20 protein-coding genes and 1 tRNA gene are annotated in these 23,404 nt (G+C 56.3%); 7 read left to right on the top strand and 14 right to left on the bottom strand.

The window, feature by feature from the left end:
- Window positions 1-769: 769 nt before the first annotated feature.
- The 13 genes from ACYZTX_RS25310 to ACYZTX_RS25250 all read right to left on the bottom strand — a co-directional run bounded on the left by ACYZTX_RS25310 (window position 770) and on the right by ACYZTX_RS25250 (window position 15,220).
- The gene (locus ACYZTX_RS25310; RefSeq protein ID WP_462036327.1) at window positions 770-991 is read right to left on the bottom strand and encodes a formate dehydrogenase subunit delta; all 222 of its coding nucleotides are present in this window, start codon (window positions 989-991) and stop codon (window positions 770-772) included.
- Complete coding sequence (gene fdhF / locus ACYZTX_RS25305) at window positions 988-3,870, bottom strand: formate dehydrogenase subunit alpha (protein WP_462036326.1); 2,883 nt, start codon at window positions 3,868-3,870, stop codon at window positions 988-990. Before fdhF ends, ACYZTX_RS25310 begins: the two co-directional genes overlap by 4 nt.
- Window positions 3,867-5,423, bottom strand: a complete 1,557-nt coding sequence (locus tag ACYZTX_RS25300) for a formate dehydrogenase beta subunit (protein ID WP_462036325.1) — start codon at window positions 5,421-5,423, stop codon at window positions 3,867-3,869. The genes fdhF and ACYZTX_RS25300 overlap by 4 nt, the downstream gene beginning before the upstream one ends.
- On the bottom strand, window positions 5,420-5,896 hold the full coding sequence (locus tag ACYZTX_RS25295) for a formate dehydrogenase subunit gamma (RefSeq protein ID WP_461977244.1): 477 nt from the start codon (window positions 5,894-5,896) through the stop codon (window positions 5,420-5,422). The genes ACYZTX_RS25300 and ACYZTX_RS25295 overlap by 4 nt, the downstream gene beginning before the upstream one ends.
- 680 nt (window positions 5,897-6,576) lie before the next feature.
- Window positions 6,577-8,130: an IS66 family transposase gene (gene tnpC, locus ACYZTX_RS25290; protein WP_462033115.1), complete on the bottom strand. Its 1,554-nt coding sequence runs from the start codon at window positions 8,128-8,130 to the stop codon at window positions 6,577-6,579.
- A 17-nt stretch (window positions 8,131-8,147) separates the two neighbouring features.
- Entirely contained in the window at window positions 8,148-8,507 is a 360-nt protein-coding gene (gene tnpB / locus ACYZTX_RS25285; RefSeq protein ID WP_412041168.1) for an IS66 family insertion sequence element accessory protein TnpB, read from the bottom strand.
- Window positions 8,508-8,674: 167 nt separating this feature from the next.
- Window positions 8,675-8,986 carry a DUF3077 domain-containing protein gene (locus ACYZTX_RS25280; RefSeq protein WP_462036324.1) on the bottom strand — a complete coding sequence of 104 codons (312 nt, stop codon included), beginning with the start codon at window positions 8,984-8,986 and terminating at the stop codon, window positions 8,675-8,677.
- A gap of 406 nt (window positions 8,987-9,392) precedes the next feature.
- Window positions 9,393-11,342 (bottom strand): hypothetical protein, encoded by a 1,950-nt coding sequence (locus tag ACYZTX_RS25275; protein ID WP_462036323.1) that lies wholly within the window; start codon window positions 11,340-11,342, stop codon window positions 9,393-9,395.
- Window positions 11,343-11,374: 32 nt separating this feature from the next.
- Window positions 11,375-12,226: a hypothetical protein gene (locus ACYZTX_RS25270; RefSeq protein WP_462036322.1), complete on the bottom strand. Its 852-nt coding sequence runs from the start codon at window positions 12,224-12,226 to the stop codon at window positions 11,375-11,377.
- Window positions 12,227-12,389: 163 nt separating this feature from the next.
- The gene (locus ACYZTX_RS25265) at window positions 12,390-12,890 is read right to left on the bottom strand and encodes a DUF3916 domain-containing protein (protein ID WP_462036321.1); all 501 of its coding nucleotides are present in this window, start codon (window positions 12,888-12,890) and stop codon (window positions 12,390-12,392) included.
- A gap of 148 nt (window positions 12,891-13,038) precedes the next feature.
- A complete protein-coding gene (locus ACYZTX_RS25260) occupies window positions 13,039-13,368 on the bottom strand; it encodes a hypothetical protein (RefSeq protein ID WP_462036320.1) in 330 nt (109 codons plus the stop codon).
- 587 nt (window positions 13,369-13,955) lie between these two features.
- Window positions 13,956-14,828: a GTP pyrophosphokinase gene (locus ACYZTX_RS25255; RefSeq protein ID WP_462036319.1), complete on the bottom strand. Its 873-nt coding sequence runs from the start codon at window positions 14,826-14,828 to the stop codon at window positions 13,956-13,958.
- 307 nt (window positions 14,829-15,135) lie between these two features.
- Window positions 15,136-15,220, bottom strand: a tRNA-Leu gene (locus ACYZTX_RS25250).
- Window positions 15,221-15,327: 107 nt separating this feature from the next.
- On the opposite strand from ACYZTX_RS25250, the gene queA reads away from it, so the two are divergent.
- The 6 genes from queA (at window position 15,328) to ACYZTX_RS25220 (ending at window position 21,418) form a co-directional block, all read left to right on the top strand.
- Complete coding sequence (gene queA / locus ACYZTX_RS25245) at window positions 15,328-16,392, top strand: tRNA preQ1(34) S-adenosylmethionine ribosyltransferase-isomerase QueA (protein ID WP_462036318.1); 1,065 nt, start codon at window positions 15,328-15,330, stop codon at window positions 16,390-16,392.
- 5 nt (window positions 16,393-16,397) lie between these two features.
- Window positions 16,398-17,513: a tRNA guanosine(34) transglycosylase Tgt gene (gene tgt / locus ACYZTX_RS25240; RefSeq protein ID WP_282375333.1), complete on the top strand. Its 1,116-nt coding sequence runs from the start codon at window positions 16,398-16,400 to the stop codon at window positions 17,511-17,513.
- 43 nt (window positions 17,514-17,556) lie between these two features.
- Window positions 17,557-17,892 carry a preprotein translocase subunit YajC gene (gene yajC / locus ACYZTX_RS25235; RefSeq protein ID WP_046046023.1) on the top strand — a complete coding sequence of 112 codons (336 nt, stop codon included), beginning with the start codon at window positions 17,557-17,559 and terminating at the stop codon, window positions 17,890-17,892.
- Between the two features lie 63 nt (window positions 17,893-17,955).
- The gene (gene secD / locus ACYZTX_RS25230) at window positions 17,956-19,824 is read left to right on the top strand and encodes a protein translocase subunit SecD (RefSeq protein WP_462036317.1); all 1,869 of its coding nucleotides are present in this window, start codon (window positions 17,956-17,958) and stop codon (window positions 19,822-19,824) included.
- A gap of 9 nt (window positions 19,825-19,833) precedes the next feature.
- Window positions 19,834-20,748, top strand: coding sequence for a protein translocase subunit SecF (secF, locus tag ACYZTX_RS25225; protein WP_462036316.1), 915 nt, complete (start codon window positions 19,834-19,836; stop codon window positions 20,746-20,748).
- 121 nt (window positions 20,749-20,869) lie between these two features.
- Window positions 20,870-21,418 (top strand): glycine zipper 2TM domain-containing protein, encoded by a 549-nt coding sequence (locus tag ACYZTX_RS25220; protein ID WP_462036315.1) that lies wholly within the window; start codon window positions 20,870-20,872, stop codon window positions 21,416-21,418.
- Between the two features lie 253 nt (window positions 21,419-21,671).
- On the opposite strand, the gene suhB is transcribed toward ACYZTX_RS25220, so the two are convergent.
- Window positions 21,672-22,487 (bottom strand): type III secretion system regulator SuhB, encoded by an 816-nt coding sequence (gene suhB / locus ACYZTX_RS25215; protein ID WP_008147729.1) that lies wholly within the window; start codon window positions 22,485-22,487, stop codon window positions 21,672-21,674.
- Window positions 22,488-22,633: 146 nt separating this feature from the next.
- On the opposite strand from suhB, the gene trmJ reads away from it, so the two are divergent.
- On the top strand, window positions 22,634-23,404 hold the full coding sequence (gene trmJ, locus ACYZTX_RS25210; RefSeq protein ID WP_462036314.1) for a tRNA (cytosine(32)/uridine(32)-2'-O)-methyltransferase TrmJ: 771 nt from the start codon (window positions 22,634-22,636) through the stop codon (window positions 23,402-23,404).

Here is a 23,404-nt window from a genome sequence, read left to right as displayed (position 1 = left end):
CAAAAGCGAGGCGGCCGACCGACCTGGCTTTTGTTGATCGTGTACATATCCGTTGCTGCGGTCACGACCGCCTATGGTTCCGCTTTTACAGCGGGTCACTTGGAAATACGGAATGCCGCCCAACCCCAAGTAACCAAGGGCTCTTGCCCCTGACGTTCGGTGCCTCGCTTAGGCTCGGCATGCCCTCGCTCCGGTCCTGCTCCGTGGGCCCGCCGCCATCGGCCATCCATGGCCGGGGGCGGCTAACCCGGCATCCATGCCGGGTTGCCCACTGCGCAGAACCTCCACTCGGCCTCTCGAGGGGGCGTGCACCGCAAAAGCCAAAGCAAGGCGGCCTACCGGCCGGCCTGGCTTCAAGTGACCGCATTTCCCTGTAGGAGCTGTCGAGCGAAGCGAGGCTGCGATCTTTTGATCTTGCCGTTGCTGTTGCTTTGCTTTGGCTCCAGATCTGCCGCCCCTTTCCCAGAGGCCGAACGCAGACGTTGTGCAGAGGGGCACCGCGGCAAGGATGCCGCGGTAGCCGCCCCCGGCCATGGATGGCCGATGGCGGCGGGTCCCCGGAGCAATGCCGGAGTGAGGGCATGCCGAGCCTAGGCGAGGCACCGAATGGCGGGGCAAAAGCCCTTGGTTACTTGGGGCTGTTCCAAGTGACTCGCTGTAAAAGCGAAACCGCTAACCGCCGTGAACGCAGAAACGGATATGTACCCAACCTTAAGTGAACAGCATTACGAAAGAGCTCGGGGCTTATCCCAAGGGATCGTGTGTGAACCTAAGCCTCCCAGCCCGCCCCACTGACCGCGGCCTGCGCCAAAGGGTGCAACTCTGCCCCCTGATGCTCTGTCTGCCAGGCCAGCAACTCCTTGCGCATGCCGGGCGTCCAGTACATCTGCAGATGATTACGCACGCCGAGCACGGCCTGTTGCTGGTCCGGTTCACTGGCGAAGTACTGAGCGATCTGGTTGACCATTTTGATCAGGTTGTCAGTGCTCATCGGCGCACCTCCGCTTTAACGCCACGCGCCTGGCGGCGGTCTTTGAGCAAACGGTCCTGTTCGTCGCTGAACGCCTGATAGCGTTTTTGCCACTCGGAAGGGTGGTAAACGCGGCTGACTTCCACGGCGGTGACCTTGTACTCCGGACAGTTGGTGGCCCAGTCGGAGTTGTCGGTGGTGATGACGTTAGCCCCCGATTCAGGGAAGTGGAAGGTGGTGTACACCACGCCCGGGGCGACCCGTTCGGTGACCCGCGCACGCAGTACGGTCTGGCCGGCGCGGCTGCCGATGCCGACCCAGTCACCTTCGTTGATGCCACGGCTCTCGGCGTCGGTCGGGTGGATTTCCAGGCGGTCTTCATCGTGCCAGGCGACGTTTTCGGTACGCCGGGTCTGGGCGCCGACGTTGTACTGGCTGAGGATGCGCCCGGTGGTCAGCAGCAGCGGATAGCGATTGTTGACCTTTTCTTCGGTGGGCACGTAGCCGGTGAGCATGAAACGCCCCTTGCCGCGCACGAATTCGTCGATGTGCATGGTCGGCGTGCCGTCCGGTGCCGCAGCGTTGCACGGCCATTGCAGGCTGCCGTGGCGATCCAGTTCGGCGTAGCTGACGTTGGTGAAGGTCGGCGTCAGGCTGGCAATTTCATCCATGATTTGCGACGGATGCGTGTAGTGCATCGGGTAGCCCAAAGCGTTGGCCAGGGCCACGGTGCCTTCCCAGTCGGCCTTGCCGCCCAGAGGCTCCATGACCTTGCGCACCCGGGAGATGCGCCGCTCGGCGTTGGTGAAGGTACCGTCTTTTTCCAGGAACGAGCTGCCCGGCAGAAACACGTGGGCGAACTTGGCGGTTTCGTTGAGGAAAATGTCCTGCACCACCACGCACTCCATGGCCGACAACGCTGCGGTGACGTGCTGGGTATTCGGATCGCTCTGGGCGATGTCTTCACCCTGACAATACAAGCCCTTGAAGCTGCCACCCAGCGCTGCTTCGAACATGTTGGGGATGCGCAGGCCCGGGTCAGGTTGCAGGGTGACGTTCCAGGCCTGTTCGAATTGCGCCCGTACCACCTCGTTGGAGATGTGCCGGTAGCCGGGCAGCTCGTGGGGGAAGGAGCCCATGTCGCAGGAGCCCTGAACGTTGTTCTGCCCCCGCAGCGGGTTCACGCCCACGCCTTCGCGGCCGATGTTGCCGGTGGCCATGGCCAGGTTGGCGATGCCCATGACCGCGGTGCTGCCCTGACTGTGCTCGGTAACGCCCAGACCGTAGTAGATCGCGGCATTGCCGCCGGTGGCATACAGGCGGGCGGCGGCACGGATGTCGGCAGGTTCTACGCCGCAGATCGGGCCAAGGGCTTCCGGCGAGTTTTCTGCGCGGCTGACGAGCTCGCTCCAGCGGGCGAAATCGCTGCCCTCGCAACGGGCGTCGATAAAGGCCTGGTCGAGCAGGCCTTCGGTGACGATGACGTGGGCCAGGGCGTTGAGCATGGCGACATTGGTGCCCGGGCGCAGCGCCAGGTGCAGTTCGGCGCGGGCATGCACCGAGTCCACCAGATCAATGCGTCGTGGGTCGATGACGATCAGCCGCGCGCCTTCACGCAGGCGGCGTTTGAGCTGGGAGGCGAACACCGGGTGGGCGTCGCTGGGGTTGGCGCCCATCACCAGGATCACGTCGGCCTGCATCACCGAGTCGAAACTTTGGGTGCCGGCGGACTCGCCCAGGGTTTGTTTCAGGCCATAGCCGGTCGGCGAGTGGCAGACTCGCGCACAGGTGTCGACGTTGTTGTTGCCGAAGGCGGCACGCACCAGTTTTTGCACCAGATAGGTTTCTTCGTTGGTGCAGCGGCTGGAGGTGATGCCGCCAATGGAGTCGCGGCCGTAGGTTTGCTGCAGTCGGCGGAATTCGCTGGCGGCGTAGGTCACCGCTTCATCCCAGCTGACTTCCTGCCAAGGGTCGTTGATGTGTTTGCGGATCATCGGTGTGGTGATGCGATCCGGGTGAGTCGCGTAGCCCCAGGCAAAGCGCCCTTTGACGCAGGAATGGCCGTGGTTGGCGTGGCCGTTCTTGTCCGGAACCATGCGCACCAGCTTGTCGCCTTTCATCTCGGCGCGGAACGAGCAACCCACGCCGCAATAGGCGCAGGTGGTGATCACGCTGCGTTCTGGCTGACCCAGTTCGACCACGCTTTTTTCCATCAGCGTCGCGGTGGGACAGGCTTGCACACAGGCGCCGCAGGACACGCATTCCGAGTCGAGGAAGTTCTCGCCACCGGCGGCCGCGACCCGGGATTCGAAACCGCGCCCGGTAATGGTCAGGGCAAAGGTGCCTTGGGTTTCTTCACAGGCGCGCACGCAGCGGTTGCAGACGATGCACTTGCTCGGGTCGAAGTCGAAGTAGGGGTTGGACGTGTCCTTCACGTCGGCCAGATGGTTGTCGCCTTCATAGCCGTAACGCACCTCCCGCAGGCCGACCTGACCGGCGACGGTTTGCAGCTCGCAGTTGCCGTTGGCCGAGCAAGTCAGGCAGTCCAGCGGGTGATCGGAGATGTACAGCTCCATGACGTTGCGACGCAGGGTGGCGAGCTTCGGCGTCTGGGTGTGCACGCTCATGCCTTCAGTGACCGGCGTGGTGCAGGAGGCCGGGTAGCCGCGCATGCCGTCGATCTCCACCAGGCACATGCGGCAGGAGCCGAAGGCTTCCAGGCTGTCGGTGGCGCACAGTTTGGGAATGGTGGTGCCCAGCAGCGCGGCGGCGCGCATCACCGAAGTGCCTTCGGGCACGCTGATGCTGCGGCCATCGATGTTCAGGGTGACTTGAACCTGACTCTCGCGGGCCGGGGTGCCCAGATCGATATCGGTTTTCGGGTCGAAGAGAGTGATCATTGGTCGGCCTCCGAGGCTTGCAGGCCGAAGTCGGCGGGGAAGTGCTTGAGGGCGCTGGCTACCGGAAAGGAGACCATGCCGCCCAACGCGCACAGCGAACCGTATTGCAGGGTGTCGCACAGGTCCTTGAGGATGATCACCTGCTCATCGCGACCGTTCTGGTCAGGCGCGGCCAGCAGACGGTCGATCACCTCAACGCCCCGGGTCGAGCCGATGCGGCAGGGGGTGCATTTGCCACAGGATTCCTCGGCGCAGAACTGCATGGCGAAGCGCGCCATGTGGGCCATGTCCAGGCTGTCGTCAGCCACCACCACACCACCGTGACCGAGCATCGCGCCGATGCCGGCGAAGGCTTCGTAATCCAGCGGCGTGTCGAATTGCGACGGCGGCACCCAGGCACCGAGCGGGCCGCCGACCTGAGCGGCTTTCAGCGGTCGGCCACTCGCGGTGCCACCACCGTAGTCTTCCACCAGTTCCCGCAGGGTCAGGCCAAAGGCCCGTTCCACCAAACCACCATGACGAATATTGCCCGCCAGCTGGAAGGGCATCGTGCCGAGGGAGCGTCCCATGCCGTAATCGCGATAGAACTGCGCGCCCTTGGCCAGAATCAGCGGCACCGAGGCCAGGGTCAGCACGTTGTGCACCAGCGTCGGCAGGCCAAACAAACCCTTCAAGGCAGGGATCGGCGGCTTGGCGCGGACAATCCCGCGCTTGCCTTCGAGCGAGTCCAGCAGCGCGGTTTCCTCACCACAGATGTAAGCGCCGGCACCGACGCGCACTTCCATATCGAAGGCCTGGCCGCTACCGCCGACATTCGCGCCGAGGTACCCGTTGGACCGGGCAATGTCCAGCGCCTCGCGCAACGTGGCCACAGCCTGTGGATATTCCGAGCGCACATAAATGTAGCCATAAGTGGCGCCGACGGTGATGCCGGCAATGGCCATGCCTTCTATCAGCAGGAAGGGGTCGCCTTCCATCAACATGCGGTCGGCGAAGGTGCCGGAGTCGCCTTCGTCGGCGTTGCACACAATGTATTTCTGCGCCGCCTGGGTAGCACGTACCGTGCGCCATTTGATCCCGGCGGGGAACGCCGCGCCGCCACGGCCACGCAGGCCCGAATCGAACACCGCGGTCGCGGTCTGCTCGCCGCCCAGCGCGACGGCCCGGGTCAATCCCTCGAAGCCGCCGTGGGCCCGGTAATCGTCCAGCGACAGCGGCCGGGTAATACCGGCGCGGGCGAACAGCAGGCGTTGCTGCGTCTTCAGATAAGGCAACTCCTCGACCAGCCCCAACGCCAGTGGATGAGCGGACGGCTCGCCTTGCAGCGCCTCGATCACGGACGGCACATCGGCAGCGGTCAGCGGGCCGAAACCGATACGACCTTGTGGGGTGTCCACTTCCAGCATCGGTTCCAGCCAATACAGGCCACGAGAACTCGTGCGTTGCAGGTCCAGATTGCTTTCCCTGGCTTGATTCGCAAGGGCCAAGGCCACCTCATCGGCACCCACGGCACGGGCCAGCGAATCAGCGGGCAAATAAAGAGCCGGCATCATGCGTCCTCCCGGCAAGCGTCGAGCAAGGCATCAAGACGCTCGGCACTCAGCCGCGCATGTACCTGACCATCCAGCTCCAGAGCCGGCGAGCAGGCACAAGCGCCGAGGCAATACACCGGACGCAAACTGATGCTGCCGTCGGCGCTACTGCCGTGATCGTCCAGTTGCAGACGTTCGCGCAACTGCGCCGCGAGCTGCTCGGCGCCGCGACTCTTGCAGGACTCAGCCCGGCACAGACGCAGAATATGCCGGGCCGGAGGCGCAGTACGAAAGTCATGGTAGAAGCTGATCACCCCGCGAATCTCGGCCTGACTCTGGTTGAGGGCGTGGGCAATCTCGGGGATGGCAGCATCGGGGATGTAACCGATGCCCGCCTGAATCTCATGAAGAATGGGCAATAGCGCGCCGGGGGAGCCCTTGTGGCGCTCCAGCAGACTGTTGACCATCGGCAGGTGCAACATCTCATCAGGCATTCAGCAATCCTCACGGTCACGGACAAACCAGGCGGTTGTCGGTCGTCCGAAAGTGTCGGCTGCGGCATTCACACCACGTCACGGTATCGTGGCAATTTCAGGCCGGTGGCCAGGGCACCCTTGGCGGGCATCTTGTTGTGCCCGGCGCGGTCTTCGCCGCACCTCTACTGGGCATAAAGGGCAGCTTGCCACGCTGCTTTTGATTGAACTGCACCAAAGCGACGTGTTCGGTTCTGCCTACGACTATCCATTAAGTCTAGATGAGTGGGGTGCGGGCGTTCACTCACCGGCCTAATGCCCTGAGGGCCTGTCGATGGCTGATGTATAGCAAGCATTACAGGTCAGAAACAGCATCAGACTCGTGGGCAATTCAGGGTGCAGACGCGTTGATCTATCCCGCTGTAAACCGAAAGCCAATCACCCCGAGCCAAATAATAAAAAGCCCCAAAAAACCTCGGGCCAAATCCCAATCACCCCACAAAACCCCTGTGGGAGCGAGCCTGCTCGCGAAAGCGCCAGCCCAGCCACCATCAATGCTGAAGATGCACCGCAATGACAACCCAACCACCTAGTCGGGCGAAATAATGCCTGTCAGCTCACTGCAATCCCTGTGGGAGCGGGCTTGCCCGCGAAAGGTATCCGATCCATGAAGCACACCTATCGCCAGGTGGGCCTCTCGTTTACCGTGGCATTTCCGGTGAGCAGTTCCACGGCAGCAAGGCTTCGTAGTCTTCCACCGACGAGGCATGCGGCAAGCGCTCAAGTACGTGGCGCAGCCACGTATAGGGCTCTTGGCCGTTGACTTTGGCGGTCTCGACCAAGCTATAGATCTGCGCACTGGCGGTGGCGCCTTTGGGTGTATCGCTGAACAGCCAGGCCTTGCGCCCAATCACAAACGGCTTTATTGCACGCTCCGCCGCGTTGTTGTCGATAGGTAAAAAACCAGCTTCAACGTAACGCTCCAGCCGAAGCCAGTTGCTCGCCAGATAATTAACCGCTTTACCCAGCACGCTTTGCGGTGTCACTTGGGACTGCGTTTTATCCAGCCAGCTTTTCAACTGGGCGAGGATCGGCAAGCTCTTTTCCTGCCGACCGATAAATCGCTGCTCGTCGCTGACGTCTTTCAGCTCACGCTCGATGCCATACAGCTTGTTGATCATCGTCAGCCCGATATCGGCACGCCCGGTCTTGCCCTTGGGCTGCACTTTCTGTGCTTCCACGAACTTGCGACGTACATGAGCCATGCACGCCAGACGTTCCACGCCCGGCTGCAACGCCAGCGCGTTATAGCCTGCGTAATCGTCGGTCATGACGTAGCCGCGATAACTTTCCAGCAGACGCAGCGGTACGTCCTGCGCACGGCTGGAGGTGTAGTCGAACAGCACGACTTTGCGATCCGGCGGGCCGCTTGCTTGCACCCACATCCAGGATTGGCTGGTCGGGTCTCGATCCGGCTCTTTGAGTACCTGGACGCGGGTTTCATCGCAGTGGATGACCGGACTTTCCAGCAACCGCTCGCGCATCAGATTCAATAACGGTTGCAGATGTTCGCCGCACTGGATAATCCAGCGGGCCAGCGTTTGGCGCGGGATTTCTATGCCATGTCGGCTTAGCACCGTTTCAAAACGATGCAGCGGCAAGCCATCGACATACTTGGTGGTCAGCAGCATCGCCAACACGCTTGGACTGGCCATGCTCTTTTCGATTAATTGAGCGGGCTTGTCGGCGGTGACCGGCGCTGTTTCACAGCCACGGCAGCCGTAAACCTTGCGGATATGTTTGATCACGCGGATCTGCATCGGCACGATGTCCAGCTGTTCGCTGGTTTCTTCACTGATCACATGCTTGCGGCAACCGCAGGCACAGGTCAGTTCGTGTTCGGGCAGTTCGTGGATGACTTCGATACGCGGCAGATCAGCCGACAAGGGTTTGCGCTTACCACGGCGTAGAGTCGGAGCAACGACTTCTTCGTCAGCGTCGCCGACTGAAGGCATCGGCTCGCTTTCGGGCTCGTTGAACAGTGCCAGTTGCGGTGTGTTGGGCTCGACCGTCTGCTCGGATTTGCGCCCGAAGATACGGTCACGCAACAGCTTGATCTGTTCTTTCAGATCAACAATGTGGGTGGCGTAAGCGTCTTTGACTTCCTGCTCGCGCGAGCGTGCTTCGTAACTCTCAAGCAGCATCTGTTTGAGCAGTACAGGATCGTCAGGAAGGTTTTCGGGCAATGGTCGCATGCCCTGGATTATACCCGTCAGGCAACAAACCTTGGAGTCAAAACCTTGTGCGGCCGGTTGCGCCAGAGGTCAAACCCATCCAGTAACCAGTTCAGTTCTTGCACCGTCAGCACGATGGCCTCATCCAGTTCATCGGGTGAAGTTTTGAACCGCTCGGACTCCAGACGCTTGAGCCAAAGGCAGAAGCCGTTGCGCTCCCAATACAACACCTTGACGCGGTTGCGGTGGCGATTCAGAAAAACGAAAAGCACGGGGTCAAACACCGCGACTTTGATATCCAGTTCGACCAGCGCAGCCAGGCCGTCGATGGACTTTCGAAAGTCCACCGGTTTGGGGTAGAGGTACACTTTTTCAACACTGGCATTGGGACGCATCATGGTGATGGGCTCCTGATGGAAATCGGGAGTACAGCATCCGTTGTCAGCTATTCGCTTGGAATGTGGGGTTCGTGGAGCGGATACCGCGAAAGCGCCAGCCCAGTCAACATAAATGCTGAATCAGCTGCCACTATCGCAAGCCACCCACACCCCCCAGGCTTCAAACACTAAGCTTCAGCCTTCGCCCCCGCTCGCTTAGACGCCATCTCATTATCCCGATCCCGATTCAGCACCTTCACCGCATCATCCACCACCGCCTTACTCATCGCCGTCAAATAATGCGCGGCCCAAGCATGGCGGTCGGTGTCTCTGGCGTAAGCAGCATCTTCGGTCAGCTTCTTGGCGAGGAACAGAAAGTCAGAAGCCATTGATAACGCATCGCCGAGGGGAACGCCGCGAGTGACGTGGAAGAGTGGTTGATCCGCGCAGTAGATGGCGGGGGTTAGGCCGATGGTTTCGAGTTCTGGTTGATCGGTCATTTGCCACCTCCGATGACGGAGATGCGGTGGGAGAGGGTGAACGGTGGGGTGTTACGCGATAGGGAATTGCGTAGAGGGAAAAGCCAAGTTTTGTACGGATTGATGCTGCGCATTATCAGACTCCTTGATATGGGGAGCTGCCACATTCGTTTCCACACGAATGGGTGACAGCTGTGCGCAGGGTGGAAAACCGGGAATCAAGGAAACCGGCACGCCCGAAGACGTCCCACGCACAGCCGCCATAACTCACGCCGCAGGCATAAAAAAAGCGCCGGCAGACGTGATGGGGGCGCTGTTGCGCCTTGAATTACACGGGTTTCCACACCCGGTCGCTGAATTGGCAGCGACGGCCAAAGGTTATCGCGCAGACCCGCTTCATGCAACCTCGAAAGCTACGCTCATAAAACTAATAGCTTTTTTTTGCTGGAATATAGAGCCCGGCGACCCGGTAGTTTGCGAGCCACTCTTCAATATCAATAGGTAAATATAGTTCTTGTATCGCTCTGGAAATGGCCGTGTATAAAGTAGATATTCTTCGGTCCAGTTCATAACCATCTTTTGGTGGGCAGTCGGGCATCAAATCGTTTGCGATTATCACGCTGTTGAACTCCATGTTTCCGATTTCTTCAGCTAATGCCAATGTATATGAGTTTCCTAGGCTCTTGCCGGACTTGTTGAATGTGGTAGTTAGGTCTGCAACCTTATATCCATTTTGTAGTGTTCTTTCTACTGCGCGAAATGACTCGTCGCTGCTAAGATCTAAAGATAATAAGTTCCAGTTTGGATAATGGACTAAGTCTGAATGTGTGGATGGTGTGTCATCGCGGAAAAGACGAAGGCAATCATGGGCAAACTGAGAAAAATTAGCAGCGCTATCTCCCATAAAGGAAGCATAGTGCCCGGAATCGTTGAGTGACCAAAACCAAAGAAGCATACCCCATCGGCTAGCAACTAATATTGTAGTAGGGGGTGGTGGTAAATTAGCCATGTCATAGTGGTAAATATTTAATGTGGTATCTTTGGCTCCCTCAAAGGGCAGTTTCAGCTTGTTCGGGTGTGCGTAAATTAATGGGTTAAGAACTTGTTCCATCTTTTTCCCGGTTCTTACAGATTGCGTGGCTTCCTTTTGACGCACCTCTAGACCACGTTTTGTTGGTTTTCCGGTTAATCGCTGATATTCGTCGCCTAGAGTTATCAGGCATTGAGGACCACGTTCAAGTATTTTCAAAAGAGATGGAGGAAGGTCATGGCTTTCATCTATGAGTATGTGGGTAATGCTTGGGTGCACGGTGCATCCAAGCAAGGACGCTTTTTTTACTACGCTAAACCCGTTGAATGGTAAAGCCAACGGGCCGATATGAGATGGGTCAATGGCTTGCCAGATCCGGATAGAATACTCAAGTAGTGCTGTTCTGTCTATCTGTGAAAGATAGTTTTCAATGTTAGGTAAGTGCTTGTCTTTTAGGCTGTAGTCGTCAGATAAGCAATATGAGTTTATCGTTTCCATGCATATAGAAACTACCTGGTTTTCATTGAGTTCTTTTACGCTTGATATATTTAGATTTCTTGCGATCTCTGCGTTGGTATATTGTTTTGTCTCGTAAGCGTTGCGCAGAGAAGTACGATCAATTTTGTTTGAGATCAAACGAAATGAAAACTCTTCAAATGTATAAAGTTTGAATTTTTCAAGCTTTGAACGCTTTTTTAGCTCATTAAGTTTTTTGGTGTTTTTTACAAGAACTATAGTTTTGCTTAGGTTTAGAAAATTCAATAAAGACGAAATTAGGAAGCTCTTTCCTATACCTGCATAGCCCTGAATATGTAGATGTTCATGAGTGTTTGCCTGCAGAGTACGGACTATCATATTTTGCGCATCTGAAAGCCACAATTCCTGATTTCCTGGGGTGACTATTTGATGACGATAGGATGATGCTAAATTAAAGTACCTTCCTCTGAAGGTTGTATCCCAATCCCCGTTAGGAAGTAGATATGCTGCTTCTTCGACTAGGCTGTCTGAAAGCAACTCGATTTTTGCTTGGGAAAGAATACTAAGTCCGTTTTTAAGTTTTGGTAGGTCTAACAAGCGTCTGGTTTCACTTAGTAGTCGCTTTGTGTTTTTTTTGCTAGCGCTTTCGTTTCCCCATGCTATAAGTTTTTTTAGTATTTGTTCAGATGCGTGGTTTTTGCTGTTTTTATAGATTTCTGTGAGATTTTGAATTACTAGAATTGCAGAGAGTTCTGCATTGGAGAGAGTGTCCAATATGCTATTTTCGCCAGATGCTATTAGGCGATTGACAGTTTTTTCGCTAACTGGGAGATACAGGGCGTTATCGAAGTCGTAATGTTCAGGCTGCATTTTAATGCTCCCAGTCTAGTATAAATATTGAGTCAGAGAGGGGGCTCTTGGTTTAAGTCTTCGCCAAGATCAATATATACCCGTCGTGGTGCTTCGGCTTTTCTGTTTGTTTCTTTTTTCGGGTCGTCTACATAAGTTGACCAATTCTTGGGTTTGCGTGTCCGTGTGTCTTTTAATATTTCTAGTTCGGTAAGGCGGCTAATCGCAAAGTTGCTAGAGACGGACATGATGCTGCAAATATTGTTAATAATTTTTACATATTGAGTGTGGTTGCACTCTTGATAGTCTACGAATATCAGCCCATGGTTGTGGTCTTTTATGTCAAAGTCGCTCATGAGTTGGTCTACGAGCCTTTCTGTAAGTCGTCTGGGCATTAACAATGAATTTATGAATAAGCTGATTTGAGATTCGATTATACTTTTTGGTATGGAGTGATTTTTGGTTAGGGTGAGATCTATGATGTTCTTCAATACTGAGATGGATGAAATTTCATCTGAGTTAAATAATACTGCTGCGCCTAGGAGGTAGGAAAGGCAGTGCGTTGATGATGCATTAAGCTTTTGAAGTGGATGGATTATTATTGTGCGAGCTTTGAGATCTATATTGCCTGTGACTTCAGTGGTTAGCGCATTGTTCGTATAGGTAAAACCTATTTTTTGTAATTTTATGCTTGAAATTAAATCAAAATTTGAATTTAAGGTTTGGTCCGGCCTTATTTTATCGGCAAGCACTTGTATTTCTTCTTCAGATGTCAACATCCCAGTTTTCTCTCTGTGTGCGTTTAAGACTGTTAATAGATGGCTCACAATACTTTTGAACAGGCTTGCCTTAACAGGATACTGGCGATTAGGTTTTCCTCCAAGCTGGTCTCCTTCAATTGTCACCAATGCCTATGGTCCTGCTTGAAAGCCGTCGGAATGACGGGCGCAGAGGTACTACAATTTATTACAGGGAAGGGGACGGCAGATTTTTTACTCACGCACTCGGGTCAAGCGATGCCTATCAGCTCACCTCAATCCCTATGAGTGCGCCTGCTCGCCAAAGCTGTCAGGCCGGTTCCCCGATGCACCACCACTGTACTGCGACCTCATCGTCAGGTTGAGTTACGTCATGCCCGTGCTCGATGAAATTCGCTGGTGTGTGCAACGCAAGAGCATGACTGATCCGCTCTGGCATGAGAGCGTTCGTCTCACCGAGAAAACCCAGATAATAGTCTCGGTCATAGAAGACGGTGACCTCACTCTGATGAACCCATGGCCACACCAGCAGGCACGCAACCCTGTAATAGCCCTGTGAGTGGTTAGCAGCGTTGGACAGGTGGCTAGCGGCTTCGAGCAGTTGCTGAATGCAGAAGGCCTGAACTTCGATCCTGGCTTGAGGGCCTTGAACCAAGGCCGCGTGTACCGGGATCTTCCAATGTGTGTAGCACTCCATGTGTCCGGATCGCGGGTGAAACTCGTCGCGAAAACTGGAGGCCCAGCGTTCCAGAGCGCGAAGGCGGCGGGGAATGCCTCTGAGTTGCTTGTTGCTGAGGGCGATTTGCCGCATTGATACGTCCTTGTGATGCCGAAAAAGTCTTACGTTGTTGCCTGCTGGTGCAATGGAAAAGTGGACAGGTCCATTTTCATTTGAGCCAAAAACCTACCCAGTGTCAGTCGGGGTAAAGAGGCAGAAATCTCGCTCTCAACCCATTTATTCACTGAATAGCTTTCAAGTAATCCTTTAGTGCAGTGAGCGGCATATGTAGCTGCTCCGTTGCCTGCGCATTGCTGACATTAGCTGACAACCGTCGCAGCTCGCGCCCAAGCGGCGTATCAGCCCCGTCTATAGCGTCAAGCGCCAGACCTGCGCAGTGCGCGACTCTACACTGAATACCTTCGACGTCACCCCGGCGCACCAGTAAGCCAAATACCTCCCGCTCGTAATCGCTCATGATCGGATCACCCCGCAAAATCGGACTCGACCCCTCCGTCTCATACGCAAGCTTGAGACAGAACAGAGCAACAGTTTCCAGCAGCAGTTCCATGGGATGAATCCTTGAAAATTGTCGTACCAACCGAGAGCGCGAAGATCAAAAGAATCGGCAGCAAGCCAATTCCGACAGCTCGGCGGGGTATCAGGTGCTTTTTTGCAGGCGAAAAAAAGGCCTTGCAAAGCAAGACCTTTCTTAATTTTGGTGCCCCGAGGGGGGGCCAGCGGTCGAATTGCGACAGTAACGTACCACAGGCGGCAATCTCCTGCGATGCCCGGTTATGCTGGGGCTTGTCGGTCTTGATAGAAGACAGTAGGGAGGGTGTGGGTGATGCGCGGGCACTCAGGTTGGACTTGAGAAATCGGGGCTCTCAAACACGACTATCACCCGCTGGCCACCCTGGTCACATGGTTGTTGCTGCAGGAGCTTATGGTGCTGGGCAAGCTGTACCTTGATTGCCGCTGTCCCGAGCTCGAAAACGTCCCCCCAGAGTGTCCCCTATTGCGGTAGGGCAAGGCTTCAGATGAGCTGAAATCCTTAAAACTACTGGAGCGGGTGAATCGAACCCTCGTTATCAACTTGAGAGCTATAAGAAGCACCTGCGTGAAAATGTGATAACGAGGGAGCTGTCTGTGAAAACATTAGAGCTGGCTATCAGCTTGAATAAACGCGTTACTCCAATTACGTCCCCAGGGGAACTTACTTCGCCATTCAAGGGTGGCGGATATCGCGACAGCTATTTTAATCGGCCCCCAAATAAAGTCATCATCTTCTGGATTCTCTTCTCGACAGATGTTTATGTAAATTTCTGCAGCCAGATCAATAAATTTCTGGTTTTGCTCGAGTAAGAGTTCAATGTCTTTTAATGTTGATATGTCGATTTCATTCAGCGTGTCAAGTATTGTTGAGACGATTTCTCGGTCATCTTCATCGAGATTTTCGTTATAGCGCCACTGCACAAACTCAACAAGGCTGTCGTAGTTAAGTTCGTTCTCTAAGAAGTTGTCTGGTGCGTTTTTACTTTCTCGAACGCTGTCCAAATACATGTCACGCTGCATTCTGATGAATTCGAATTGATCGTCTACAGTTTCGAATAAACCCGCAAGTCCATTGAGTTTTCGTATTAGATTAGATGGGACTTGCGACTCTTTTTTGTACACCATGTGATGTTGGATTATGGACCATGCATCCTGTACGACGGTGCGAACTTGAATTTCGCATCTCAAAGTCCGCAGATCATCGTATCGCGCGCCCGAGTAATTATTGCCTAAGCGGATTATGAAATGATTTCCGATATATCCAAACTTATTTGTTTCAAGTTCTTCGCGCTTGTCGATCTCTTGGACTATTTCAAACTCAGTGCGTATTATCTCAGTGACTTTAGGTATGTCGCTATTGTATAGGCATACCACCCTGACTCCGGCTAAATCATCTAACTGGTTGAAAGGGTCCGTGTAGCTTTTACGGTTCAATTTTTCTAGAAAACTATTAAGGGTCTTAGCCCTAGATCCCAAAAATGAGGTCTCAATGTTGGCTGCTGAGACCTTTTTTTCAGAATGTATTCGACCTCGCTACACAGCTGCTCGAACTGCGGCCTGGCGTCCAGAAATTTCTTTATGACTGCAGGATTTTTCGTCCACATGTCATCCGTGCGGACCGAGAGGGAGGTCGTCACTTTTTTTTCCGCTAGTGCGCGGGGGGCGGCTTTCCTTCCCAAAACGGAACTCCTTAAAGGCAGCAGACGATGAGTGGTGAGGTGGTTACGCCACTTTTACGCCAGACGAAAAAAAAGGCCTTGCAAAGCAAGACCTTTCTTAATTTTGGTGCCCCGAGGGAGACTCGAACTCCCACTTCTTGCGAAAACGGATTTTGAATCCGCCGCGTCTACCAATTCCGCCATCAGGGCTCAATGGCGGCGAAGTATAGAGATGAGATTACCGTCGGTCAATCAGGTGCATAGAGAATTTTCACTATTTCGGCTAGACTTCCGGCCCCTGCTAGACGAACCCCATCATGCGCGTTGCTGACTTTACTTTCGAACTCCCTGATTCGCTGATTGCTCGCCACCCTTTGGCCGAGCGTCGCAACAGTCGCCTGTTGACCCTGGATGGGGTCAGCGGCGCCCTGGCACACCGTCAATTCACTGATTTGCTGGAGCATTTGCGCCCGGGCGATTTGATGGTGTTCAACAATACCCGGGTGATTCCGGCGCGGCTGTTTGGCCAGAAGGCTTCCGGCGGCAAGCTGGAAATCCTGGTGGAGCGGGTGCTCGACAGTCATCGCGTGCTGGCCCATGTGCGGTCCAGCAAGTCGCCGAAGCCGGGTTCGAAGATCCTGATCGACGGCGGCGGCGAGGCAGAAATGCTGGCGCGGCACGATACGTTGTTCGAATTGGGCTTCACCGAAGAGGTGTTGCCGCTGCTCGATCGCGTCGGTCACATGCCGTTGCCTCCTTATATAGACCGCCCGGATGAAGGCTCGGACCGCGAGCGTTATCAGACGGTCTACGCCGAGCGCCTGGGCGCGGTGGCGGCGCCGACGGCGGGGCTGCATTTCGATCAGCCGCTCATGGAGGCGATTGCCGCCAAAGGCGTCGAGACGGCGTTCGTGACGTTGCACGTCGGCGCTGGCACGTTCCAGCCGGTGCGGGTCGAGAAGATCGAAGACCACCACATGCACAGTGAATGGCTGGAAGTCGGTCAGGACGTGGTCGATGCCGTCGCCGCTTGCCGCGCTCGCGGTGGTCGTGTGGTGGCGGTGGGGACCACCAGCGTGCGGTCCCTGGAAAGCGCCGCCCGCGATGGCGTGCTCAAGCCGTTCAGTGGCGACACTGACATCTTTATCTACCCGGGCCGACCGTTTCATGTGGTCGATGCTCTGGTCACCAACTTCCATTTGCCCGAATCCACGCTGTTGATGCTGGTTTCGGCGTTCGCCGGTTATCCCGAAGCCATGGCTGCCTATAAAGCAGCGGTGGAGCATGGTTACCGCTTTTTCAGCTACGGTGATGCGATGTTCATCACCCGTAATCCTGCGCCGACTGCCCCTAAAGAATCGGGCCCTGAGGAAACTGTATGAGTCGTATGTCGTTTGAACTGCTGGCCACTGACGGCAAGGCTCGTCGCGGTCGTTTGACCTTCCCGCGCGGTACCGTCGAGACCCCGGCCTTCATGCCGGTGGGCACGTACGGCACGGTCAAGGGCATGCTGCCGCGGGATATCACCGCGACCGGCGCGGAAATCATTCTGGGCAACACCTTCCACTTGTGGCTGCGTCCTGGCACTGAAGTGATCAAGAAGCACGGCGACCTGCACGATTTCATGCAGTGGAAAGGCCCGATTCTTACCGACTCCGGTGGTTTTCAGGTGTTCAGCCTGGGCGCGATGCGCAAGATCAAGGAGGAGGGTGTGACCTTCGCTTCTCCGGTCGATGGCGCCAAAGTGTTCATGGGCCCTGAAGAGTCGATGCAGGTCCAGCGTGATCTGGGCTCGGACATCGTGATGATCTTTGACGAATGCACGCCGTACCCGGCTGATGAAGACGTCGCGCGTATTTCCATGGAGTTGTCGTTGCGCTGGGCCAAGCGTTCGAAAGAAGCCCATGGCGACAACACGGCGGCGCTGTTCGGCATCGTTCAGGGCGGTATGCACCAGGATTTGCGCATGCGTTCCCTGGAAGGCCTCGATCAAATCGGTTTCGATGGCCTGGCCATCGGCGGTCTGTCGGTGGGCGAGCCGAAACACGAGATGATCAAGGTGCTCGACTACCTGCCAGGTCAGATGCCGGCTGACAAACCTCGTTACCTTATGGGCGTTGGCAAACCGGAAGATCTGGTTGAGGGTGTGCGCCGCGGTGTGGACATGTTCGATTGCGTGATGCCAACCCGTAATGCCCGCAATGGGCATCTGTTCATTGATACAGGCGTGCTGAAGATCCGTAACGCGTTCCATCGCCATGATGATTCGCCGCTGGATCCGACCTGCGATTGCTACACCTGCCAGAACTTCTCCCGTGCTTATCTGCACCATCTGGACAAGTGCGGCGAAATGCTGGGTAGCATGTTGAATACCATCCACAATTTGCGCCATTACCAGGTGCTTATGGCTGGTTTGCGCGAGGCTATTCAACAGGGTACATTGGCCGCCTTTGTCGATGCCTTCTACGCCAAACGCGGGCTTGCTGTTCCGCCTTTGGACTGAGTTTTCTGACCCCAAGATTCAACATTTGCAACTGGAGTGCTAAATGAGCTTTTTTATCTCTAATGCCATGGCTGACGCTGCTGCACCTGCGGCAGGCCCAATGGGTGGTGGTTTTGAGTGGATTTTCCTGGTCGGTTTCCTGGTCATCTTCTACCTGATGATCTGGCGTCCACAGGCCAAGCGCGCCAAAGAGCAGAAGAACCTGCTCGGCAGCCTGCAGAAAGGCGACGAAGTTGTGACCACCGGTGGTATCGCCGGCAAGATCACTAAAGTGGCAGACGATTTCGTTGTTCTGGAAGTTTCCGACACCATCGAAATGAAGTTTCAGAAAGGCGCCATCGCGGCCACGCTGCCAAAAGGCACGCTAAAAGCGATCTAAGTTTCAACTTCTACTCAATCGACGGGGCGCGCAAGGCGCCCCGCGTCATAAGCGGGCGGCGTGATGCTGAACAAATACCCTCTGTGGAAATACATTCTGATCCTGGCGGTGCTGGCGGTCGGTCTGTTTTATTCCGCTCCTAATTTATATCCTGATGACCCGGCCATTCAGGTCAGCGGCGCAAGCACTGCGCTGCAAGTCAATCAGGCTGATCTGGATCGTGTGAGCGCAGCGCTCAAGGCATCCGGGATCGAAGTCAAGGCTGCCACTTTGGCAGAGAGCGGCAAGGGTGGTCTGATTCGCCTGACAAAGGCTGCCGATCAGCTGCCAGCCAAAGACGTCGTGCGCAAGGCATTGGGTGATGACTACGTCGTTGCACTGAACCTGGCGCAAACAACCCCGCAATGGCTGCGCAACCTCGGTGCGCACCCGATGAAGCTGGGTCTGGACTTGTCCGGTGGTGTGCACTTCCTGCTCGAAGTGGACATGGACAAAGCCCTCGACGCCCGCCTGAAAGTGTACGAAGGCGATGTGAAGAGCCTGTTGCGCAAAGAGAAACTGCGCTATCGCAGCCTGCCGCAAATCGACGGTGCCGTTCAGTTGGGCTTTACCGATGAAGCAGCCCGCGAGCAAGCCCGCACGCTGATCCGCAAGAACTTCAACGATTTCGACATTGTTCCGGCCGACCTCAATGGCCAACCGGTACTGCGTCTGGCGATGACCCCGGCCAAGCTGGCGGAAATCCGTGAATACTCCATCAAGCAGAACTTGACCACCGTACGTAACCGCGTCAACGAGCTGGGTGTTGCCGAACCAATCGTTCAGCGTCAGGGCGCCAACCGCATCGTGGTTGAGCTGCCGGGCGTGCAAGACACCGCCGAAGCCAAGCGTATCCTCGGCAAGACGGCCAACCTTGAGTTCCGCTTGGCGGCTGAGCCGGGCGCTTCGAAAGCCACTTCCGAAACCTTCGAGTTCCGTGAAGGCAATCGTCCGTCAGCGCAAATCGAGCGTGGCTTGATCATCACGGGTGACCAGGTCACCGATGCCAAGGCTGGCTTCGGCGAGCAAGGCACGCCGGAAGTGAACATCCGTCTGGATGGCCACGGTGGCGAGCTGATGAGTCGTGCGACCCGCAGCAACGTCGGTCGCAGCATGGCGGTGATCTTCATCGAGCAGCGTCCGGTCACCACTTACGTCAAAAAAATGGTTAACGGCGTCGAGAAAGACGTGCCGGTTCAAACGTTCAAGGAAGAGAAGAAGATCATCAGCCTGGCGACCATCCAGTCACCGCTGGGTGCTCAGTTCCGCATCACTGGCCTGAACGGCCAGGGCGAGTCGTCCGAACTGGCGCTGCTGCTGCGCGCCGGTGGTCTGGCTGCACCGATGTACTTCGCTGAAGAGCGCACCATCGGCCCGAGCCTGGGTGCCGACAACATCACCAAAGGTATCGATGCATCGTTGTGGGGCATGCTGTTTGTCTCGCTGTTCATCATGGCTATCTACCGCTTCTTCGGCATCATCGCCACTGTTGCACTGACGGTGAACATGGTGTTGCTGCTGGCTCTGATGTCGCTGTTGGGTGCAACGCTGACCCTGCCGGGTATCGCCGGTATCGTATTGACCATGGGGATGGCGGTCGACGCCAACGTTCTGATCTTCTCGCGGATTCGTGAAGAGATCGCGTCGGGCATGTCCGTACAGCGGGCAATCAATGAAGGCTTCGGCCGGGCATTCACCGCGATTCTCGACGCCAACCTGACAACGTTGTTGGTCGGCGGGATTCTCTTTGCGATGGGCACCGGCCCGGTCAAAGGCTTCGCAGTGACCATGTCCCTCGGGATCTTTACCTCGATGTTCACGGCCATTATGGTGACCCGCGCGATGGTCAACCTGATCTTCGGCGGTCGTGACTTCAAGAAGTTGTGGATTTAAGGGGCTGCCATGTTACGTACAATCAACTTCATGGGCGTTCGCAACGTTGCGTTCGGCGTCACATTGTTCCTTACTGCGCTGGCATTGTTCAGCGTCGCCACCAAGGGCATGAACTGGGGTCTGGACTTCACCGGCGGTACGCTCATCGAGCTGACCTACGAGCGTCCGGCCGATGTCACCAAGGTGCGTGAGCAGCTGGTTACGTCGGGTTACCACGAAGCCATCGTGCAGAGCTTCGGTGCAACTACCGATCTGCTGGTGCGGATGCCGGGTGAGGATCCGCAACTGGGTCATCAAGTCGCTGAAGCGCTGCAAAAAGTCGGTGGCGACAACCCGGCTGTGGTCAAGCGCGTCGAGTACGTGGGCCCGCAGGTCGGTGAAGAACTGCGCGACCAGGGCGGCCTCGGCATGCTGATGGCGCTGGGCGGTATTCTGATCTACCTGGCTTTCCGCTTTCAGTGGAAGTTCGCGGTTGGCGCCATTGTTTCGCTGATCCACGACGTGATCGTGACCATCGGTATCCTGTCGTTCTTCCAGATCACCTTCGACTTGACGGTGCTGGCGGCGGTACTGGCGATCATTGGTTACTCGCTCAACGACACTATTGTGGTATTCGACCGGGTTCGTGAGAACTTCCGAGTCCTGCGCAAGGCCAGTCTGATCGAGAACATCAACATCTCGACCACGCAAACCCTGCTGCGGACCATGGCGACCTCGATCTCTACCTTGCTGGCGATTGCGGCCCTGCTGTTCTTCGGTGGCGACAACCTGTTCGGCTTCTCCATCTCCCTGTTTATCGGTGTTCTGGCGGGTACCTACTCGTCGATCTACATCGCGAACGTGGTGTTGATCTGGCTGAACCTGACCACCGAGGATCTGATTCCTGCAGTGGCTACCGATCAGGAAGTCGACGACCGCCCGTAACGGCTATCTCGCTTTCCAGTTGTCTGCCAAAAAAGGCGCGAGTTGAACTCGCGCCTTTTTTTATGCTCCAAGGCTGGGAGAAGCGCGGGCTTGTCCCGCATGTGATGGTCAGGAGGTTCATGTGAACAAGTCGTTGCTGGTTGGTGCGGTATTGGGTGCTGTCGGTGTGACTGCCGGGGGTGCTGTTGCCACCTATAGCCTGGTTAAAAGCGGCCCTGAGTATGCGCAAGTTCTAGCCGTTGAACCGGTCAAGACACAAATCAAGACGCCACGTGAAGTGTGCAAGGATGTAGCAGTAACCCGGCAGGCGCCGGTGAAAGATCAACACCAGATCGCCGGTACCGTACTGGGTGCCGTGGCGGGTGGTTTGCTCGGTAATCAGATCGGCGGCGGCACGGGCAAGAAGATTGCCACCGTTGCAGGTGCGGTCGGCGGCGGTTATGCCGGCAACAAGGTTCAGGAAGGCATGCAGAATCGTGATACCTACACCACGACTCAGACTCGCTGTAACACAGTGAATGATATCAGTGACAAGGTTGTAGGTTACGACGTTCGTTATTCGCTGGATGGCAAGGAAGGCAAGGTGCGGATGGATCGCGATCCGGGTAACCAGATTCCGGTCGACAAGGAAGGCAAGCTGGTTCTGTCGCAGAACGAACCGGCTCAGTAAATAACTGAGTTTCAGATTCAAAAAGAAGCACTCGATTGGAGTGCTTTTTTTGTGCTCTGAATTTATGCATCACCACCAATCCCCTGTGGGAGCGGGCTTGCTCGCGAATGCGGTTTCACATTCAGCACTGATGGTGACTGACACACCGCTTTCGCGAGCAAGCCCGCTCCCACATTTGGTCGGTGGTGTTGTTGAACTCAAATTCCAGGCATAAAAAAAGCACCCCGAAGGGTGCTTTTTTGTGGCTGGTCGCTTAGCGTTTCAGCGAGGCCGGCAGGTGCGGCTGGATGGCCGTCAATACTGCTTTGAAGCACTTGGTGTTGCCGGCAACGACGTGGCCTTTCTCGAGGAAGTCGTGACCGCCGGTGAAGTCGCTCACCAAGCCGCCCGCTTCCTGGATCAGCAAGGCGCCTGCAGCCATGTCCCACTCGGACAGGCCCGATTCCCAGAAGGCGTCGAAACGGCCGGCAGCCACGTAGGCCAGGTCCAGGCTCGCCGAGCCGGCGCGGCGGATGCCGGCAGTCTGGCCAACCAGGGCACGGAACATGCCCAGGTAGTTGTCGAGGTTGTCCATCTGGTCATCGCGGAACGGGAAGCCGGTACCCAGCAAGGCGCCGTCCAGGCTGGTGCGGCCGCTGACGCGCAGACGACGACCGTTCAGTTGAGCGCCACGACCACGGCTGGCGGTGAATTCTTCCTGGCGAACCGGGTCCAGAACAACAGCGTGCTCCAGGCGACCGCGGTATTTGCAGGCGATGCTGACAGCGAAGTGAGGAATGCCGCGCAGGAAGTTGGTGGTGCCGTCCAGCGGATCGATGATCCACAGGTATTCTTCGCCTTCGCCGCTACCCGGGTGCATGCCGGTTTCTTCGCCGAGAATGCCGTGGGTAGGGTAGGCCTTGCGCAGCGCGTCGATGATTTTCTGTTCGGCGGCGCGATCCACCTCGGATACATAATCCTTGGCGTCTTTTTCGTCGACCTTGATGGTATCCAGGCGCTCGATGGAGCGGAAGATCAATTCACTGGCGCTGCGGGCGGCGCGCAGCGCGATATTCAGCATGGGCTGCATGGATGTGTCACCTAAGGTTGTTAAAGAAAGCCGGGCATTCTATCAGAAAGTTTCTACAGGTGAAGGTCGGTGTTCGCTTTCATAGCTTAACGGTAGGTTGAGCTGTAAGATTCTGCTCCCCATTAACGTGTTCGAGAGCGCCTCCCTTGCTGCATAACATTCGTGTCGTCCTGGTCAATACCAGCCATCCCGGCAACATCGGCGGGGCTGCGCGTGCCATGAAGAACATGGGCCTGTCGCGGCTGGTGCTGGTTGAACCGCGGTTGTTCCCGCATCACGAAGCCGATGCTCGTGCTTCCGGTGCCGGTGACATCCTTGAAAACGCGCAAGTCGTCGCCACTTTGGAGGATGCCTTGGTTGGCTGCAATCTGGTGCTCGGCACCAGCGCCCGTGACCGTCGCATTCCCTGGCCGTTGCTCGATCCCCGCGAATGCGGCGTGAAAGTGGTCGAGGAAGCCGGGCAGGGCGCCGAGATTGCGTTGGTGTTTGGTCGTGAAGATTCCGGCCTGACCAATGAAGAGCTGCAGCGATGTCATTATCACGTGCACATCCCATCAGACCCTGAGTTCAGTTCGCTGAACCTTGGGGCAGCGGTGCAGGTGTTGAGCTATGAAGTGCGCATGTCCTGGCTCGCGGCCCAAGGTCAGCCGAGCAAGGTCGAGAAGGATGAAGTGGCGTCCACCAAAAGTGGTGAGCTGGCGACCATGGATGAACTGGAGCGATTCTATGGGCACCTGGAGCAAACCCTGGTGGCCATCGAGTTCCTCGATCCGGAAAAGCCACGGCACTTGATGGCGCGCCTGCGCCGGTTGTACGGACGTAGCTCGGTCAGCCGGGCGGAAATGAATATATTGCGTGGCATCCTCACGGAAACCCAGAAAGCGGCCCGTGGCGAGCTTCTTAAGCGGAAGGATTAA

The organism is Pseudomonas sp. MDT1-17 (assembly GCF_054898105.1).
Note: the sequence above shows the minus strand (reverse complement) of the source record. Positions and strands in the feature narration are given on the sequence as shown.